At 45.3% G+C, this 19,247-nt stretch carries 14 protein-coding genes; 13 read left to right on the top strand and 1 reads right to left on the bottom strand.

Features of this window, described 5'->3' with window-relative positions:
* Positions 1 to 92: 92 nt before the first annotated feature.
* From F3I09_RS03745 to F3I09_RS03725, 5 genes are all read left to right on the top strand, one after another.
* A complete protein-coding gene (locus tag F3I09_RS03745; RefSeq protein ID WP_149693689.1) occupies positions 93 to 374 on the top strand; it encodes a hypothetical protein in 282 nt (93 codons plus the stop codon).
* Between the two features lie 268 nt (positions 375 to 642).
* The gene (locus F3I09_RS03740) at positions 643 to 2,292 is read left to right on the top strand and encodes a cellulase family glycosylhydrolase (RefSeq protein ID WP_149693688.1); all 1,650 of its coding nucleotides are present in this window, start codon (positions 643 to 645) and stop codon (positions 2,290 to 2,292) included.
* 205 nt (positions 2,293 to 2,497) lie between these two features.
* Entirely contained in the window at positions 2,498 to 4,936 is a 2,439-nt protein-coding gene (locus F3I09_RS03735) for a glycoside hydrolase N-terminal domain-containing protein (protein ID WP_149693687.1), read from the top strand.
* 307 nt (positions 4,937 to 5,243) lie between these two features.
* Positions 5,244 to 6,089 carry an aldo/keto reductase gene (locus tag F3I09_RS03730; protein ID WP_149693686.1) on the top strand — a complete coding sequence of 282 codons (846 nt, stop codon included), beginning with the start codon at positions 5,244 to 5,246 and terminating at the stop codon, positions 6,087 to 6,089.
* A 176-nt stretch (positions 6,090 to 6,265) separates the two neighbouring features.
* A complete protein-coding gene (locus F3I09_RS03725; protein ID WP_149693685.1) occupies positions 6,266 to 6,856 on the top strand; it encodes an AraC family transcriptional regulator in 591 nt (196 codons plus the stop codon).
* Between the two features lie 30 nt (positions 6,857 to 6,886).
* Here the strand turns inward: F3I09_RS03725 and F3I09_RS03720 are convergent, their stop codons facing one another.
* Positions 6,887 to 7,666: an alpha/beta hydrolase gene (locus F3I09_RS03720; protein WP_223233121.1), complete on the bottom strand. Its 780-nt coding sequence runs from the start codon at positions 7,664 to 7,666 to the stop codon at positions 6,887 to 6,889.
* 194 nt (positions 7,667 to 7,860) lie between these two features.
* Between F3I09_RS03720 and F3I09_RS03715 the strand changes: the two genes are divergently transcribed.
* From F3I09_RS03715 to F3I09_RS03680, 8 genes are all read left to right on the top strand, one after another.
* Positions 7,861 to 9,177: a sugar porter family MFS transporter gene (locus F3I09_RS03715; RefSeq protein ID WP_149693683.1), complete on the top strand. Its 1,317-nt coding sequence runs from the start codon at positions 7,861 to 7,863 to the stop codon at positions 9,175 to 9,177.
* Between the two features lie 157 nt (positions 9,178 to 9,334).
* On the top strand, positions 9,335 to 10,468 hold the full coding sequence (locus F3I09_RS03710) for a TlpA disulfide reductase family protein (protein ID WP_149693682.1): 1,134 nt from the start codon (positions 9,335 to 9,337) through the stop codon (positions 10,466 to 10,468).
* Positions 10,469 to 10,653: 185 nt separating this feature from the next.
* On the top strand, positions 10,654 to 10,983 hold the full coding sequence (locus F3I09_RS03705; protein ID WP_149693681.1) for a cupin domain-containing protein: 330 nt from the start codon (positions 10,654 to 10,656) through the stop codon (positions 10,981 to 10,983).
* A gap of 99 nt (positions 10,984 to 11,082) precedes the next feature.
* Positions 11,083 to 11,580 carry a ferritin gene (locus tag F3I09_RS03700; protein WP_149693680.1) on the top strand — a complete coding sequence of 166 codons (498 nt, stop codon included), beginning with the start codon at positions 11,083 to 11,085 and terminating at the stop codon, positions 11,578 to 11,580.
* 192 nt (positions 11,581 to 11,772) lie between these two features.
* On the top strand, positions 11,773 to 12,414 hold the full coding sequence (locus F3I09_RS03695; RefSeq protein ID WP_149693679.1) for an RNA polymerase sigma-70 factor: 642 nt from the start codon (positions 11,773 to 11,775) through the stop codon (positions 12,412 to 12,414).
* Between the two features lie 94 nt (positions 12,415 to 12,508).
* Positions 12,509 to 13,558: a FecR family protein gene (locus tag F3I09_RS03690; RefSeq protein WP_188133670.1), complete on the top strand. Its 1,050-nt coding sequence runs from the start codon at positions 12,509 to 12,511 to the stop codon at positions 13,556 to 13,558.
* A 379-nt stretch (positions 13,559 to 13,937) separates the two neighbouring features.
* The gene (locus tag F3I09_RS03685) at positions 13,938 to 17,492 is read left to right on the top strand and encodes a SusC/RagA family TonB-linked outer membrane protein (RefSeq protein ID WP_149693677.1); all 3,555 of its coding nucleotides are present in this window, start codon (positions 13,938 to 13,940) and stop codon (positions 17,490 to 17,492) included.
* Positions 17,493 to 17,528: 36 nt separating this feature from the next.
* Positions 17,529 to 19,151 (top strand): SusD/RagB family nutrient-binding outer membrane lipoprotein, encoded by a 1,623-nt coding sequence (locus F3I09_RS03680; RefSeq protein WP_188133669.1) that lies wholly within the window; start codon positions 17,529 to 17,531, stop codon positions 19,149 to 19,151.
* The last annotated feature ends 96 nt before the right edge of the window (positions 19,152 to 19,247 follow it).

Here is a 19,247-nt window from a genome sequence, read left to right as displayed (position 1 = left end):
CAGTTTGGCACTGTTTGCGGCTATAAAAGTCCCGTTTGCGTTAACAGGGTGAATAGGCTGATGCGGAACTTTGCGCAAAAATAAAGCTATTTATGAACTACGGACAGCCACATGGTGTATTGCTTTTCTTTAATAAGGGAAGAAACTGGTCGCGGGAAGACAGAAAGGCATATCTGGCGGAGCAAATGGAATTTTACTATCAGCTGCAACAGCAGGGAAAAGTACTGCAAACCGGTCAGCTGGTACATGAAGAAGGTTTATTTGTCTCATTATCAATATCATCAGACACAGAATTGTGCTCAATACTGGCCAATGACCCTGCGATCCAGGCAGAGGTAAGCCAAGTTATTCATGCTGTTCCTGTTACGTTCTAAAAATATCCTTCCCCCTTTATTTGCATTTATCGGAAACATAGAGTAATTTGTACATATGTGTGTTGTAGTCAATGGATTGCGCAAACGTTTGCGTATTTCATAAAATACCGTACATTGTAAATCAATAGTTGTCTGATAGTAGAGCAAAATTTATCAATCAAAAAAGGCTTGTATCCCCGGAATTTGTATTAAAGTGAGCAGTGTCGCGATATGAAAAACAGCCGCCGGTTCAGGGGACAGCTACATATTTTTAACTAACCCTTACCTCATGGAAAGACGTAATTTTTTGAAGCAGGCCATTGTTACAGCTGCCGGCAGTGCATTGTTGCCAGGTTTCGCTTCGGGCCGTTCCTTCTGGGAAGAACAACAACCGTTGTTAATTGACACCAAAATTCAGGGACGTACTTTTTCTCATTTCTGGAGTAAATGCGTAGGCGCCGGCCGGGCTGGTGAAGTATTCCGTCCTGGTTCTCCCTGGCTGGAGCAACTGCAATTCACGAAGAAACATTGTGGCTTTGAATATTGTCGCTTTCATGGGATCTTTCACGATGATATGTCTGTATACCAGGGCGGTGTGTATAACTGGCTAAGGGTCGATGATCTTATCAACCGCATCCTGAAAACAGGCATGAAGCCTTTTGTGGAACTGAGTTTCTTCCCCAGGGAAATAGCCGGTGGAACAAGTACCGCTTTTTGGTGGAAAGCCAATGTATCGCCCCCGGCTGATTTTTCGAAATGGGCACAACTGGTTACCACTTTCACGAAACACTGTATCGAAAAGTTTGGTCAGAATGAAGTTCGCACCTGGTATTTCGAAGTGTGGAATGAACCTAATCAGAAAGGCATGTGGGATGGCAGCAAAAGCCAGTATTTCGCCATGTACAAGGCTACTGCACAGGCTATCAAGGCTGTATCGCCGGAGCTGAGAGTAGGAGGGCCGGCCACCAGCAATTTTGTGGGTGATGGCCGTTTTGACGGGGAAGCGGAAGATAAATCAAAAATACTGACAGGTAGTACTGAAGACCTGGACAGCCTGCAATGGAAAGGCGTATGGATACAGGATTTCCTGGATTACTGCAAACGGGAACAGGCGCCTGTCGATTTTATTTCCACGCATCCTTATCCTACTGATTTCCCTTACAACAATAGCAAAGGCCGTACCCGTGGTGTAGATGCGACAATGAAAGATCTGCAATGGCTGAGGGCTGTGGTGGATAAAAGCGCTTTTCCGAAGGCGGAGATCCATCTCACAGAATGGGGTACCAGCGCTTCTGGCAGGGATGCTATGCACGATGCATTGCCGCCTGCTGCTTATATCATAAAGGCGAATATTGATAGTATTGGTCTGGCAGATTCACTTTCCTATTGGTCGTTTACAGACTGTGGAGAGGAAGGTGTTGGCGGACAGGGATTTTCCGGTGGATTCGGATTGCTGAACTACCAGGGCATTGCCAAACCTTCTTTCCATGCCTACAGAATGTTGCATGCACTGGGAGACGAACTGCTTTACAATAAAGACGGCATTGTAGTGACACGCCATAAGAGCACACAAAAGCTGACTACATTGGTATATAATTATCCTGCAGTGTTGAAAACAGCCCCGCCTTTCAGCACCGCTGATGCAGTGGATAACACACTTAAACTGGGAGAGCCGCGTAACTTCACATTTAAGCTCATGAATACGAATAAAGATGCCCGCTTTAATGTGGAAATACTGGATAAGGAGAACGGGAATGCAATGTATGCCTTGAAACAGGCTGGTAGTCCAGACTCACTGGCGGGAGATCAGTTGAAAACAATGCAGCAGATGGCCATGGCAGTGAAGGAAGAACAGGTGCTGTCCAGTAATGCAGGCGTATTGCTGATCAGTAAAATTTTACAGCCATGGGATGTGATGCTGATTGATGAAACGGCTTAATTTATTACTGATGAGTTATTCATGATAAGATAAAAGTGTTAACCCACTAACATATGTGCAGCGCCCCATTTTTATGTGTTAATACTACAGTTATTATTACAGACGGTTTGCATTCGTAGATCATCATTTGTAATTTGCTTTCCCCAGCCATGAACTTTCCACAGGCATGGTTGATCTTATTATAGGTCTAACACATTATCCAGTTATGAAAAAAATAACCCTGCTTGTACTAGGAGGCATCTTACCACTCTTTTCCCTGGCACAACAATCGTTAAAATTATGGTACCGCCAACCTGCCGGCGATATATGGACAGCTGCGCTTCCTGTAGGGAATGGCCGTCTGGGAGGAATGGTATTCGGGAATCCTGCTGAAGAGATCATTCAACTGAATGAAGGCACCGTCTGGACAGGTAGTCCTAACCGTAATGAAAACCCGGAGGCCCTGGCTGCCTTGCCCAGGATCAGACAGCTGATCTTTGAAGGTAAACAGAAGGAAGCCCAGGATCTGGCGGCAGCGAAGGTCCAGACCAAAACGTCCAACGGACAGATGTTCCAGCCTGTAGGTAGTCTGCACCTGGCGTTTCCAGGCCATGAACAGTACCAGGATTATTACCGGGAACTGGATATTGAAAAAGCAGTCGCAAAGACCAGCTATACCGTGAATGGCGTTCAATATACCCGGGAGGTATTTGCTTCTGTGCCTGCACAGACCATCATCGTACGGCTGAGCAGCAGCAAACCGGGTACACTGGGTTTCTCTGCTTATCTGAGTACTCCCCAGAAGAATGCTGTTGTAAAAGCAACAGGGAAGGATCTCACGGTGAACGGTATGACAGGTAGTCATGAAACTGTAGAAGGAAAGGTGAAGTTCAATGGTATCGCAAGAGTGATTGTTACAGGCGGTAGCGTGACGACCGGAGATACTGCCATTACCGTGAAGAATGCCAGCAGTGCATTGATCTTTATTTCCATGGCCACCAATTATGTGAACTACCAGGACCTCAGTGCTGATGAGGTAAAGCGTGCGGGTGCTTATCTGAATGCTGCTGTGAAAAAGCCTTATGCCACCCTGTTGAAAGAGCATACTGCTGCCTATCAACGTTATTTCAACCGTGTACATATCGACCTGGGCACCTCCGATGCAGCAAAAGAGCCTACTGACGTAAGGCTGGCCAATTTCTCAAAAACATTTGATCCACAGTTTGTGTCGCTCTATTTCCAGTTTGGCCGTTACCTGCTGATATCCTGTTCTCAACCTGGCGGACAACCAGCTACTTTGCAGGGCATCTGGAACGCAGAGATGACACCGCCATGGGATAGCAAATACACCATCAATATCAATACAGAAATGAACTACTGGCCGGCAGAAAAGGACAATCTGCCGGAAATGCATCAACCATTGATACAGATGGTAAAAGAACTTTCTGTAACAGGACAGGGCACTGCACGCACGATGTACGGGGCGAGGGGATGGGTAGCTCATCACAATACGGACCTATGGCGTATTACAGGTCCTGTGGATAAGATCAACTGGGGTATCTGGAGCATGGGTGGCGCCTGGCTGGCGCAGCACCTTTGGGAGCGGTATCTCTATAATGGGGATAAGAGTTATCTCGCTGATGTATATCCTGCTATTAAAGGAGCAGCGCTGTTCTTCGTGGATGATCTTGTAGCGGATCCAACACGCGGATACCTGGTAGTGAATCCTGGTCACTCGCCGGAAAATGCACCGGCTGCGAGGCCTGGTGTTCATATGGATGCCGGTTGTACGATGGATAACCAGATCGTTTTTGATGCACTGAGTGCGGCTATTAATGCTGCTGACATCCTGGGGAAAGACAAGGCGCTGGTGGATACTTTCAGGGCTGTACGTAAGCGTCTGCCGCCGATGCAGATCGGTCAGTATGGACAGTTGCAGGAGTGGATCGATGACCTTGATAATCCTAAGGATGAACACCGCCATATTTCACACTTATACGGTTTATTCCCTTCCGCCCAGATCTCTCCTGAGCGTACACCGCTACTAGCTAGTGCTGCCAACACCACCCTGATACAACGCGGTGATATTTCGACAGGGTGGAGTATGGGATGGAAGGTGAACTGGTGGGCCAGGCTACGCAATGGAGACCACGCCCTGAAACTCATCACGAACCAGCTTAGCCCTGTAGGTAAACGTGGAGGCGGTACTTATACTAATCTCTTTGACGCCCATGCGCCTTTTCAGATAGACGGAAACTTCGGTTGTACATCCGGCATCACGGAAATGCTGATGCAAAGTCATGATGGGGCTATTTATGTATTGCCGGCCCTTCCACAGCAATGGAAGGCGGGTAGTATAAAAGGCCTGCGTGCAAGAGGTGGCTTTGTGGTGGAAGACCTGGTATGGCGGGATGGGAAGATCACTAAACTGGTGATCAGATCTACATTGGGTGGTAACTGCCGTATCAGAAGTAATCAGGCCTTGAAAGGAACGCGGGCCTTAACAAAGGCAAGCGGTGAGAATAATAATCCTTTTTACCAGGTAACGCCAGTGGCAGAGCCGTTGATACATAGTAAGGATGTGAAGCCCCTGGAGTTTGAGGCGACGAATTTGTATGATGTGATGACGGAGAAGGGGAAGGTGTATGTGTTTACGGCGATGTGATGCGAAGAATTGTTAACTCCACTTTTTCATCTTTGAAATTCATAAGAAAACATTTGTTTTTGCTAATCTCCGCTTTTTACAAACAATTCATCTTTGTATCAGTAAACTGAACAAAATAAATAAGCAGGACGTCTCTGCAATAAATGGTCGCAGATAAATGAATACTTATTAAAGTAGCCCACCATGGCCGCGGCCAGCAACATAAGCAGGTACGTTTATTGATGCTCATTGCGGGCAGATTACCGAAAAGAATAACGTAACAGATTTATCATACATATTTCAGGATTGATTATTAAAACATAAGAAAATGGCAACAAGCACAAAGAGTCTGACCTTCAGCTTAGGAGGCCAGCTTGAGATCAACCGTCTTGGTTACGGGGCAATGCAATTGACTGGAACGGGCGTATTTGGAGAGGTAGCTGACCGCGAGAATGCGAAGAAAGTACTGCAGGCTGCTGTAGCCGGTGGTGTGAATTTCATCGATACTGCAGAAGCATATGGGCCTAAGTTTAATGAATCATTGATAGCTGACGCGCTTTACCCCTACAAAGATGACCTGGTAATCGCCACTAAAGGAGGCTTTAACCGTCCTGGTCCCAATCAGTGGGTGCCTAATGGCGACCCTGCCTTTATCCGTGAGAATATTGAAGGTAGTCTCAAACGTCTAAAGGTAGATACCATTGATCTCTGGCAACTGCACCGTTTCGATCCTAACGTGCCGGTGGAAGAAACACTGGCGCCTGTGGTGGAAGCTGTAGCAGCAGGCAAGATCAGGTATGTGGGTTTATCCGAAGTAGATATTAAGCAGATCGAACAAGCTGAAAAAGTATTACCGATCGTATCTGTGCAAAATCTCTACAATCTGGGTAACCGTCAGTGGGAAGAAATTGTGGATTATACAGCTGAACGTGGGCTGGCATTTATTCCATGGTTCCCGCTGGCTTCTGGTCCGGAAACACTGGCAGATAAGATCAGCAGAATTGCGGCTAAATACAATGCCACAACTGCGCAGATCGCGCTGGCCTGGTTACTGAAACGCGCAGATAATATTCTGCTGATACCAGGCACCAGTTCCATAAAACACCTGGAAGAAAACCTGGCCGCTGCTGACATAGAGCTGACCGACGAAGAGTTCGAACAATTATCAAAGTAAAGATTACTTGATTGTGTAATAGGCCGATTCGCTCCGTTCTGAACGGAGTGGACGGCCTTTTGTGTATTATGCCGGCTGACAAATAAAAAGTGGGAAAAATACCTCAATTGTGAGGATAAGTACAACGGGAGATTTGGGGATGTGGGACATATTTGTATGGTAAATCTCAGACAGATATGACGACAACACTGGAAGCCAAAACAATCGGTCTGTTGCGCCGGTTATCGCCTGCCGATATCAGCGTACTGAATGGTATTTTCGCCAATATGGAGCAGGAGGAAAGATCGGGTGAGCGCCTGACTGAAGACGCTATTCAGACATATCTGCAGCTGCTTATGATACAAAGCACCCGCATCTCTGCTTTTAAAGCACCTCGCCATGTCTCCGATGAATATAAACATGTTCATGAGTTCTTCAGTCTGTTGGAAAAGGAGACAGCAAATGTTAATTACAACAATCCTATTGCCAGGAAAACTGCCAAGGAATTTGCCGCCAGCCTGGATATGCACCCGAATTATCTGAACACATTACTGAAAAAACATACCGGGCAGAACGTCAGTACGCATATCCGTAAGCGTTTACTGGAAGAGGCGAAGATGCTGCTGCTACAAACAAACTGGACATTGCAGGAAATTGGTTATAGTATAGGATTTGCAGAACAACCCAATTTCAGTTTGTTCTTTAAGAAAAATACAGGGATTACACCTGCGGAATTCAGAAGAAGGGCCGGGAGCCTCGAACTAATAGATAAAGAGGTTGTCTTCTAACAGGACAACCTCTTTATTGCTATAGATAATTTAATGTTTTGCGGCAGTTTCAATAACGGCAGCTACTTCTTTCGGATGAGAAATGAATACAACGTGGCTGGCTTTTATCCTGGTGACTTTAGCGCCGGAACGTTTTACCATGTTCTCCTGTATCACGGGATTGATGCTCTTATCGTCGGTAGTCAGAATAGCGTAGCTGGGTTTTTCCTTCCAGGCAGCATGTGTTACCGGTGTAGTAAAACACTTTGCGGAGATAGCCCCCTGAGATGCATACATGAATGCTGTCTTTTCTTTAGGCAGATCACCTGCAAATCCGGCATGGAACTTTGCTTCGTCATAGTATACAAATCCTTTATCATCCGGAGCGAGGATACCATTCTCAGGAGCCGCAGGAGCAGTTTGTACCAGTGTTACCAGAGATTCGCCGGCATCGGGTTCGAATGCAGCAACATATACCAAAGCAGTTACTTTGGATGAAACGCCAGCTTCAGTGATGATAACACCACCATATGAATGACCTACCAGGATGGTTGGGCCATCTTGTTTGTCGATTGCCCTGTTAAGTGCTGCCACGTCATCTTCCAGTGAGGTCATAGGATACTGTAATGCTGTTACATGATATCCTTTGGCTGCGAGGATGCGGTATACACTTTCCCATCCTGAACCATCAGCGAAAGCGCCATGTACCAGGATGATATTCTTTACTTTAGCTGATTCCTGCGCCCGCATTACAAGGGGAAATGCCATGATGAGTACAGCAAACAATGTAGCGCTGAGCCATTTTACGGGTCTGATTGAATTCTTTAACATTTTCATTTCGGATGATATTTCTTGCGCAAAGATGCAGGGTGCATTTTGTGACTATCGTAGCAATATCAAATAAGCGGTATATGAATTTCAAATATTGAGAGTTGCATTTACCATTTTTTATGTTTACTTTTTTCCCTTATAGTAAAACGTTATGATCACCCACGGCTCCACAATAATCACAATAAACTACGCTCATGTTTTCTTATCCTGTTAGAATTGCATTAATCGCCGCATTAGGTGGTTTCCTGTTTGGCTTTGAAACCGCAGTGATATCTGGTGCGGAAAAGACGATCATGGAGTTATGGTCGCTCAGCCCTTTCTGGCTGGGCTTCACCGTTGCTTCCAGTCTGATTGGAACCGTACTCGGATCGCTGGTGGTTGGGATACCCGCCCGCGTTTATGGCCGTAAGAAGGTATTGCTGGCCATCGCTTTACTGTATGTTGTTTCTGCTATCGGCTGTGCCTCTATTTCCGCCTGGTTGTTATTCGTGTTGTTCCGTTTTATGGCGGGTGTTGCAGTGGGCGCATCTTCGGTGGTTGGACCCATGTATATTTCGGAGATCTCTCCGGCGCAGCTGCGTGGCCGGCTGGCGGGTTCCTTCCAGTTGAATATCGTGGGTGGGATCTTCATCGCCTACCTGACCAACTTCCTGTTTGTAGGAATGGGAGATGATTCCTGGCGCTGGATGCTGGGTATCATGGTGGTACCTGCAGCCCTGTTTGCGATATTGTTAAGGACTATCCCCGAAAGTCCCCGCTGGCTGATACTCAACAACCGGGAAGAGGAAGCAGTGCCCGTTATGCAGCGCCTGCAGGAACCGGATGTTCCCGGCGCCATCAGGGCTATCAGGGATTCTGTTAAAACGCACCAGGAGAACCTGTTCCAGGGGAGGTACGCAAAACCGATCCTGTATGCGGTTTTGCTGGCTATGTTCAACCAATTGTCGGGCATTAACGCCATCCTGTACTATGCTCCCCGCATTTTTGAACTGGCGGGTTTCAGTAAAGCGGAGGCTTATCTGCAACCAGTATATATCGGCGCTGCCAACCTGTTATTCACCTTATTAGCCATGACCGTTATTGATAAATTCGGTCGCAAAACGCTTTTGCTGATCGGTTCCCTGGGGATGATCCTGTTCCTGGGCCTGACTGCCTATGCATTCAGGGATCCCGCTCATCTGGGTGGAAATGTGTTGATCTACCTGATAGGATACATTGCCTTTTTTGCCTTCTCCCAGGGGGCGGTAATCTGGGTGTTCATTTCGGAGATCTTCCCGAATTCAGTGAGATCGCAGGGAGGGGCGTTGGGTAGTTTTACCCATTGGATCATGGCTGCCATTATTTCCTGGACTTTCCCCATTATTGTGGCAGGCAGTGAAATGGGTGGATTTTACTCTTTTGTGTTCTACTGCGGTATGATGCTATTGCAGCTGTTGTTTATCTGGAAGGTGATGCCTGAAACAAAAGGGCGGTCTCTGGAGGAGATCCAGAAAGAGCTGGGTATAGAATAGGCTTGTATCCGTCTTCATAATACTTGGTTCTGCTTATCAAAGGCTTTTTATGCCGGAATTTCATACAGTCTTTTTACCGGTCATCCTGTGGGCGCGGTTTGGGTTCACTTTTATTTACTATTTTTAGTGATACTCGAAAAAATCAAACCAAACCAGCATGAAGCAATTATTAGTAGCCTTCTCTTTACTGTTGTCCCCAGGCATTTTGTTAGCCCAGAAAGGGGATTTCGTATTGAAGGGCAAAATCGGCAGTTGGAACGCACCTGCCAAACTACAACTTGTTTACCGTAACGGAGGCGTTGACGTAAAGGACTCAGCCGTGTTAAAAGACGGAGCATTTCAATTCAAGGGAACGGTGGATGGGCCTTCCCAGGCGATGATGGTATTAAAGCACGTCAATCCGCCGGCTGACCCCAGAGCCCGTGACATGATCATCTTCTATGTTGAAAAAGGCACAATTACACTGAGCAGTCCTGACTCATTGCAGAAAGTCACTTTTGCAGGCTCTCCAGTAAATGCTGATAACCAGCGCTTGCAGGAAGCGTTGAAGCCGGTAGGAGCGCTTTTCGGACAATTGAACGCTGAATACATGGCTGCCGATGATGAAAAACGCGGCTCCCTGGAGTTCCGCCAGTACCTGGACCAGAAAGTAGAGGATATCCGCAAACAGGAAAAGGTTATTTATGTGGATTTTGTGAAGAACAATCCTAAATCCATCATCAGCCTGGATGCTTTACAGCAATATTCAGGTGGCATGCCGGATGATCTTGGTCAGATAGAATCTATGTTCAACGGCCTGGATGCCAATGTGAAAAATAGCAAGAACGGTCAGGAATATGCAAAACTGCTGAATAGCTGGAAGAGTACTGCCATTGGAGCAGAAGCACCACTGTTCACACAGAACGATACACTGGGTAAACCGGTGAATCTGAAGGACTTCCGTGGCAAATATGTACTGGTGGATTTCTGGGCTTCCTGGTGTGGTCCATGCCGTGCAGAAAATCCGAATGTAGTGGCAGCGTACAACAATCACAAAGACAAGCCGTTCACCATCCTGAGTGTATCATTGGATCAACCTAATGGTCATGACGCCTGGCTGAAAGCCATTCATAAAGATAATCTGACCTGGACGCATGTATCTGACCTGAAGTACTGGGATAATGCTGTTGCAAAGATGTATGGCGTAAGATCAGTACCGCAGAATTTCCTGCTGGACCCTGAGGGAAAGATCGTGGCTAAGAACCTGAGAGGGGAGGAGCTGGATAAACGTCTGAGTGAAATACTGAAATAATCCACAGGTAGTTATAAAAATAGTCCATAGCAGATCGAAATTGTTGTGCAGTAATTAGCCGATCAATGATTAAATTGGTAAGCTAAGTAACCCGCAACAAGGGCGGTACGCTATGGGCTATTTATTTTCAGATAGTTCGTGCAGGAAGGCCCCCGGAGGCTTTAAATACGGAAAATAAACCGGTTATGAACCTTTTTATAGAAGACAAAGATATTCAATGGGAAACGCCTGACCCGGGCATCCGCAGAAAAGTAATGGCCTATAATGAGCAGCTGATGCTGGTAAAGGTGGAATTTCAGAAAGGAGCCGTCGGGGCATTACATGAGCATTACCACTCACAGATCTCCCATGTGGAAAGTGGGGTGTTTGAGATCACTATTGATGGGGAGAAAAAAGTTCTGAAGGCAGGTGATGTCTATTATATCCCGCCGCATGTGGTGCATGGCGCCTTGTGCCTGGAGCCGGGCGTGCTGATAGATGTGTTTAGTCCTCACAGGGAGGATTTTGTTAAGTAATGTAATGATTTTCAATTCTGAGGGCGTGTTATATTTCAGCAGCCTCTGGAAATTCAGTACATTTATTCTGTTCAATTTTTCACCCTAAAAGCGAATAACATGTTATCTCAAAGAATACAGGAAGCCCTGAACCAGCAGGTGGCGATGGAGGCACAATCTTCCCAGGCTTATCTGGCAATGGGTAGTTGGGCAGAAATACAGCCTGGTCTGAAAGGTGTAACAAAATTTTTCTTCAAGCACAGCGACGAGGAGCGTTTCCATATGCTGAAGCTGATCCATTATATCAACGAAAGAGGTGGTTTTGCGATTATACCGGTATTGGCGCAACCTGTCCTGACGTTTGTCTCCCTGAAAAAAGCGTTTGAGGAGCTGTTTGCCCATGAGGTAAAGGTGAGTGAAAGCATTAATGAGCTGGTGGATATCTCCTTGCAGGAAAAGGACTATGCTACCCATAATTTTCTGCAATGGTATGTAAATGAGCAGATTGAAGAGGAACGGGTAGCCAGGGAGTGTAATGATAAACTGGAATTGGTCGGGGATGACAAGAGTGGTTTGTACCTTTTTGACCGTGATATTATGACAATGGAACAGCAATAGGCTGACTTACAATGATTTATATGCCCGCTCTGCACAAACAGAGCGGGTTTTTTATTACCCGGCAGTAGCCCCTGTTTTTCTAATGTATGGCAGATAATATATATTATAAATAATTAATTCAGAAAGTTTTATTATTTTTATTTGACATATACTTTTACTACATTGCTGTCTGAAATATAATGAAAAGTTAGAATGCAAAAGGAGGTTAATATAAATGATCTATGGAAGCGCATCACTGTTGATAGCGATCCAAAATCATTTGAGGTTTTTTTCCATGAATTAAACCCAAGGCTCGTGAAGTTTTGCACAATGTACGTTCATTATCAACAAGTTGCGGAAGAGATAGTTTCCGATGTATTTGTAAAATGCTGGATGGACAGAGCGAAAATGAGGGACGTTCTCAAACCTGAGACGTACCTTTTTATTGCTGTAAAGAACCATGCATTAAACTACAATAAGCGTTTTTCCAGTCTTCAACTGGTGAATATAGATGATCATGAGGGTGGTGCGCAGTTGATAAATGCAGCATCTCCCGAGATGGAATTAGAAAAGAAAGAGTTGTTCTTCAGGATGGATCAGGCCATTTCATCCCTTCCCCGCCAGTGTAGCATTATATTCCGGCTGGTGAAGGAAAGCGGGATGAAATACAAGGAAGTAGCAGAGATCCTGAATATATCGCCCCGTACAGTGCATACGCAGATGCTGCGCGCTATGAAAAAGATGACAGTCGCCATGGAGCCTTATCTGAAAAAGGCGGGCAAGCAGGCTTCGGATAATATTACCGATAGTATTATAACGACATTGCTGATAATATCAATATTTATGGGTAATTAACCCTTTAATATATATGTTAAAAAAAATTTTAAACCTTGTAAGCATATTAGGTACTAAATGTTGTCTTATATACAAAGGGTTATTCCATCGGACAATGAGTGAACGTTTTTTTGAAATTGTTATAAAGGACCTGGCTGGTGATTCAACACCAGAAGAAGGCCAGGAACTGAAACATATCATGAGTGAGGATGCTGTCTTCGCCAGACAGTATGAGCTGTTCCGCATGTACTGGGCCCAGAATCATCATGATCATATTGACAGCAGAGGACTTTTTTCTAATGTGCAAACGCGTATCAGTGAATTGGAGAAAGAAGCCGGTAAGCTGGTCATTGAGCCACTGATGACTCCAGTACGCGGTAAAGGCCGCCTGGTATGGATGTCTGGTGTTGCTGCTGCGGTAGCGCTCCTGATCTCTGCCGGCGTGTACTATTACAACTCACTGCATGAGCCGCTTGTAGCCAAGTATACCTCTAAAGGGGAGAAATCCACCTTTATGATGGAGGATGGCACGCGGGTTACGCTGAATGCGGACAGTAAGCTGGAATATGCTGCTAATTTCCCGCAGGAAAGCCGTGAAGTGTACCTGACAGGGGAAGCTTTCTTTGATGTGCACAGCGACGCGCAGAAGCCTTTCATCATCCATGCCAATAATATGGATATTAAAGTGCTGGGTACAGCTTTCAACGTAAAATCCTATCCTAACGAAACGTCAACAGAAGCAACCCTGTTGAAAGGGGCAATAGAAGTAACGGTGGCAGACAATCCTTCTGAGAAGATTGTACTGAAACCATCTCAGAAACTGGTCGTAAACAATGATGACCCCAGGAAAAAGAAGTCAGTAAGCCTGAAAGATGCTGCACCGGCTTTAACTACACTGACTTACTTCCAGCAAAAGGATACTGTGATCATGGAAACATCCTGGCTGCAGAACAAACTGGTTTTCCAGGATGAAGATTTTGAATCACTTGCAAGGCGGATGGAACGCTGGTATAATGTCAGCATCCGTTTTAACCGGAGTGGTATGAAACAGCTGAGATTTACCGGTATCCTGGAGGGTGAAACAGTAGTGGAAGCATTTAACGCACTGCACCTGACGGAAGACTTCAGTTACAGAATAGAAGATTCGACGATAGTTATATATTAATCAGGAAAGTACGGAAAAAGAAAAACGATTTTAAAGTATCCTTTCAAACATTGAAAGGTGAGATGAGGACCCTATAAAGCCGATACCTATGTCTATGATTACACCGTATGTATTCGCTCGTTCATTTCACCAGAAACAAAGTATTAACGCCTAAAATTTTGTCTATGGGAAAAGAGATCGACTACTACTAGATAAAGCAGGCACCGTTTTTAAATGGTACCTGCCCGGCAAAGAAACTTATATCCTTGAATGAATGGTTTTTTGAACGAATCCTGACATTTGAAAGACTTTAATCACCCTTAACATCTAAGTTATGACGTTTATCCTACGCCCCAGGGGCGTAAAGATCCCTTACGGGCTTTTAAAGCCAATGCTACTTATGAATTTGGTACTAGGACTAATGCTTACCATGAGTCTGAACGTACTGGCGGGTTCCCGCGCAACGAAGATCACTCTTAACCTCCGTGATGTTGAATTTAAGAAGGTGCTGACTGTAATTGAAAGTCAAAGCGACTACCGTTTCATGTTCAGCAACAGGAACATTCCGAGTGACAGCAAAGTAGATATTAACGTAAAAGACGCACAGATCACTACAGTAATGGATCTGATATTGAACAATTCCGGTTATACTTACCAGGAACTGTCCAACAATCTGATTGTTATTATGCCGAAAGGCGCTCAGCTAAAAGCAATTAAAGTTACCGGTAAGGTATTGGACCAGACTGGTGAGGCTTTGATCGGGGCTTCTGTAAAGATCAAAGGGACTTCTGATGGGGTAGCAACGGATGAAAATGGTGCATTTACCATTAGCGTTCCGGATGATGCAGTATTGTTAGTGTCATATGTAGGTTTTAAAACACAGGAAATTCCTGTAAATGGTAAAACCGCTATCACTATCACGCTGCAGCCAAATGAAAAAATGATGAATGAAGTGGTAGTAACTGCACTGGGTATCAAAAGAGAGCAAAAGGCTCTCGGATACGCAGTAAGTACTATCACTTCTGAACAGATCACTGCCGCTGGCGCCACCAACTTTGCCTCTGCCTTATATGGTAAGGCTGCTGGTGTGAAGATCACTACTGCTCCCGGTGGTGCTACCAGTGCGGTGAACTTACAGATACGTGGTGTGAACTCCCTCAACTACAATACGCAACCGCTGTATGTAGTTGATGGTGTGCAGATCAGGAACAACAACGAAAAAGGTGCGGCAGGTACAAACAATGCTGACTACTGGGCTGATAACCGTATCCGTGGTAACGGTATCCTGGATATCAACCCTGCAGACATTGAAAGTCTGACCGTATTGAAAGGTGCAAGTGCTACCGCTCTGTATGGTTCTGATGCGGCGAGTGGTGTTGTGGTAATTACTACCAAGAAAGGTATGAAAGGAAGAGGTTTGGGAGTTGATCTGAACTATTCGCATACCGCAGAGAGAATCGCGTTTGCTCCTCAGTATCAAAATGTTTATGGCCCGGGGTATGACAGAACTTCAGCCGGCTCAAATACAAACGCTGCAGGTTGGGTGCCCATAGGAACTGATGGAACGGTAAGGCCTTACTTTAGAGCCTGGGGCCAGTTTGGTCCGAAGATGGACGGACAGATGGTCCCCTGGTGGGATGGTAGTATGCATCCTTATTCACCCCAACCCGACAACTATAAACAACTCTTTCAGAAGGGATACAATTCAAATTTGAATGTATCCCTTTCGAACATGACAGAAAAAGCAAATTACCGTTTTTCTTATACCCGTAATGACTACAAAGGTATTCAGATAGGCGGTGATCAGCAGCGTAACACCTTTAACCTGAACAGTACCATTAAGCTGCATAACAAAATCAGCCTGGATGTTGTGGGTGGTTATGTAAATACAAAGATCACCAACCGTCCGATGCAGATGGCTCGTATCTTCAACGATTACAACGGGTTCTTCTCCCGTGCGGAAGATATGGGGATCATCTTTGATAAGTTTAAGACTTCCAAAGGATATAAATGGGTGCCATATGATAAGCCACAGTACAACCCTGATGAGGCGTTAAAATATAACATACGTCCGTCAGAAGTGCTGAATCTCCTTTGGTATCAGCTGCGTAACCAGGAGATTGAAAAGCAGGACCGTTTATTGTCCAGCGTAACATTGAACATTGATCTGGCAAAAGGCCTGAAATTCCGTACCAGGGTAGGTAATGACTTCACAAGCATCAATATTGAAACCAAGAAATACAACGAGTATCCTATTGCGTTCAATGCAGGATCCAGCACTGGTCAGTATGCAGTAGCCAAAGGACGCTATTCTATTTTTTATAGTGACCAGTTGTTAACCTTTGCAAGAGATGAGGAATCAAGGAAATTTGGTTATTCAGTCAGCGCTGGTCTGCAGACACGTAAAGAGCAATACAGCGACCAGAATTCATCTACCAATGGTGGTCTGGTTACCGCAAACTGGTTCAGTATCAATAACTCCTACAATATTCAGAATACTTCAGAACAGCGTAGTGGCGCGTTTAAATACGCTTACCTGGGTATCATGAACCTGAGTTATATGAACTACTTATTCCTGGAAGGTACTGCCCGTCAGGAGTATTCCTCAACACTTCCTGCCGGCAATAACAGTTACTTCTATCCGTCTATGAACACGAGCTTCGTCTTTACTGAAGCTTTCCATCTGCCAACAATCTTCTCTTATGGTAAGGTACGTGCTTCTTACGGTCTCGTAGGTAATGCTCCTCCTCCGTTTGAATCGAATGTTACTTATACGCAGAAACCGGTTTCTTCAGTTAAAGGTTCTGTGCCGCTGTTGATAGCGCAGAGCAATTACGGTAACGAGTCACTGAAGTCAGAGAAGAAAAAAGAACTGGAACTCGGTACAGAAGTAAAAATGCTCAATAACCGCCTGGGTGTGGACATCTCTTACTATGACAGCCGTGTGACCGACCTGTTGATGCGTTTGAACGTTGCTGTAAGTAATGGTGCGAACACAAGGATCACCAACGTAGGTGAGTTGCACAGTAAAGGTCTGGAGGTAGCGTTGACTGCCACTCCTGTGTCAAGGAAGATCAAATGGACCAGCCGTCTGAACTTTGCAACAAATACATCCAGTGTTGAAGCGCTGACACCAGGTGTAAACCAGATCGTTATGCTGTACGTAGCAAGGAACGCCCTGAAAGTGGTAGCCGAGAAAGGTCAGCCGATTGGTAACATTTATATGTACCCCCGCAAAACGGATGGCAAAGGTAATTTCGTGATCAACGCTCAGGGTGTATATGCTATTGACGAGACGAAATATGAGAAAGTAGGTAACCTGCTTCCTAAAATTGTAGGTGGTTTCGCGAACACTATTAACTACCATAACCTGTCACTCGACTTCATGATCGATTACCGTTTTGGCGGAAAGATCGTATCTACGCCGCTGAAATATCAGACCGGCGCTGGTATGTATAAGAGCACACTGCAGGGACGTGATGAGGAACATGGCGGTATCCCATATTATATTAATACAGCCGGTCAGATGGTTCAGCTGCCAAGCCATACAACTGTTCCTCCAAATGGACCGATTTATCATGACGGTATGATACTGAAAGGTGTAACTGATGATGGTCAGCCAAACACTAAACTCATTCAGGCAGGATATTACTACGTGAATATGTTTGATGATGATTCTCAAGCCTGGAATGATCCGGCCGTACAAAAGAATAACTACGCAAAATTGCGTGAGCTGGTACTGTCCTACACCATTTCAAAAGGAGCCGCAGCTAAATTGCATTTACAGAGCCTGCGTCTGTCGCTGATAGGAAGAAACCTCATGTACGTTTACAGAACTATGAAGAATCTTGATCCTGAAGCGCCAATGGGTGGTAGCTGGTTAAAACAAGGTATAGATGAAGGTTCTTCCGGTGCTACCCGCAGCTATGGTTTCAGCTTAAACGCCAGTTTCTAATTAATTTATTGTGACTTGCTACAAACAGTTATGATTATGAAGAAAACATTAATAAACATAGGTTATTTCGCCGCCCTTGCCATTGGTATGGTAGGTTGCAAAAGCCAGCTTGATGATTACTACGTTGATCCTGACAAGACAACTAATCCTACTATTGAGAAATTATTTTCATCCATAGAGGATAATAACCGCGCAAGACCTAACTATACGGAAATGCGTACGATTGCTCTTCCAATGATTGCTGCATTTTGCCAGACAGCTACACTGGACACCAAGGAGGATAGATATCTTCAGCCTGCCGGTCCTGTGCAGGATCTGTGGAATGACTATTACACTCCAAGTAATCAGGGTACTGACCTGAACTATAATACAGGTAATGGAGTTGTGGCTCAGTATCGTACCATGCAGCGGTTGTACAGTAACCTGCCACTTGATGAGCGCCCGAACTTCCAGATCTTCATGATGGCAGGAAAGGCATTGCTGCTGGACCAGACCGCACAGATGATCGATATGTTTGGAGATATTCCTTACACAGAGGCTGGATCACTGGATATAAATAATACCATTTCAAATGCAAAATTTCAGGATCAGAAGGAACTGTACGATACAGTACTGATCGGTCTGAAGGATGTTGCTGACTGGTTTACCGGTACTACACCAAATGCAATTGCAACTGCGTCTTTCAGTGCGCAGGATTACCTGATGAAAGGAAGTATCGATAAATGGCGCCGTTATGTGAATTCGATCCGTCTGCGCTATCTGATGCGTATTTCCGATGTGGATGAAGCAAGAGCAAGAACAGAAATACAGGAGATCCTGGCAAATCCGATCCTCTATCCGCTGGTGGACGGAGATGGAGTGGGTGAGAACTATAGCCCTGCAAGTACTGATATATTATTGTATCAGCTGACAAACTATACGAATACACCAATGGCTTCATTCACAGAGATCAGAGGGCAGATTGCACCCGATTATATGCTGAATACGGTAATGAAACCATCAAATGATCCCCGTATTCCGTTTATGTTTGACAAGAATACCACTAAGGAAGGGAAACCTAACAAGGAGTACGTTGCGATGAACAACACCGCAATTCTCCAGGGTGACAGTCTCACTTATTTTGCAATATATGACTCCACTACTTTCCTGACCAATGGTAAGCTGCCGGGTATTTATATGTCTGCTTCTGAGGTGAACTTCCTGAAAGCAGAGGCGTTCGAACGTTGGGGACTGACAGGCGGTACCGCGCAGGCCAGCTATGAACTGGGTATTCGTCAGGCGATCGCATTCATAAATTTCCTGTATAACCAGAACCCTAATAACCGCGAAGGGTTGACAATGCCATCATCGATCACAATCAGCCAGTTCCTGACGCAGCCTTCTATTGCTTATTCGGGTGATTCCAATACGAAGCTTGCAAAAATCTGGACACAGAAATGGCTGCATTTTAACGTGCTGCAGGCAAGACAAGCGTGGGCTGAATGGCGCCGCACCGGTTATCCGCAGGTATATACAGTTCCTGCACCACGGGCTGGTTATGAAATGCCTCCTACCAGGTTCCTTTATCCTGCAAGTGAGGTAGCTTATAACAGCAGCTATGATGATGTAGTGAGAGCAAAAGATAAACGTGACGCAAAAATCTTCTGGATGAAAGAATAACAGACAGGCTTTAAGAATTATAATTTAGATGGGGGGCAAGGCCACAAAGCTAACAATGGCAGACATTGTTATCTTTGTGGCCTTGTCAATTTTATA

The organism is Chitinophaga sp. CF418 (assembly GCF_900142925.1).
Taxonomy (GTDB): domain Bacteria; phylum Bacteroidota; class Bacteroidia; order Chitinophagales; family Chitinophagaceae; genus Chitinophaga.
Note: the sequence above shows the minus strand (reverse complement) of the source record. Positions and strands in the feature narration are given on the sequence as shown.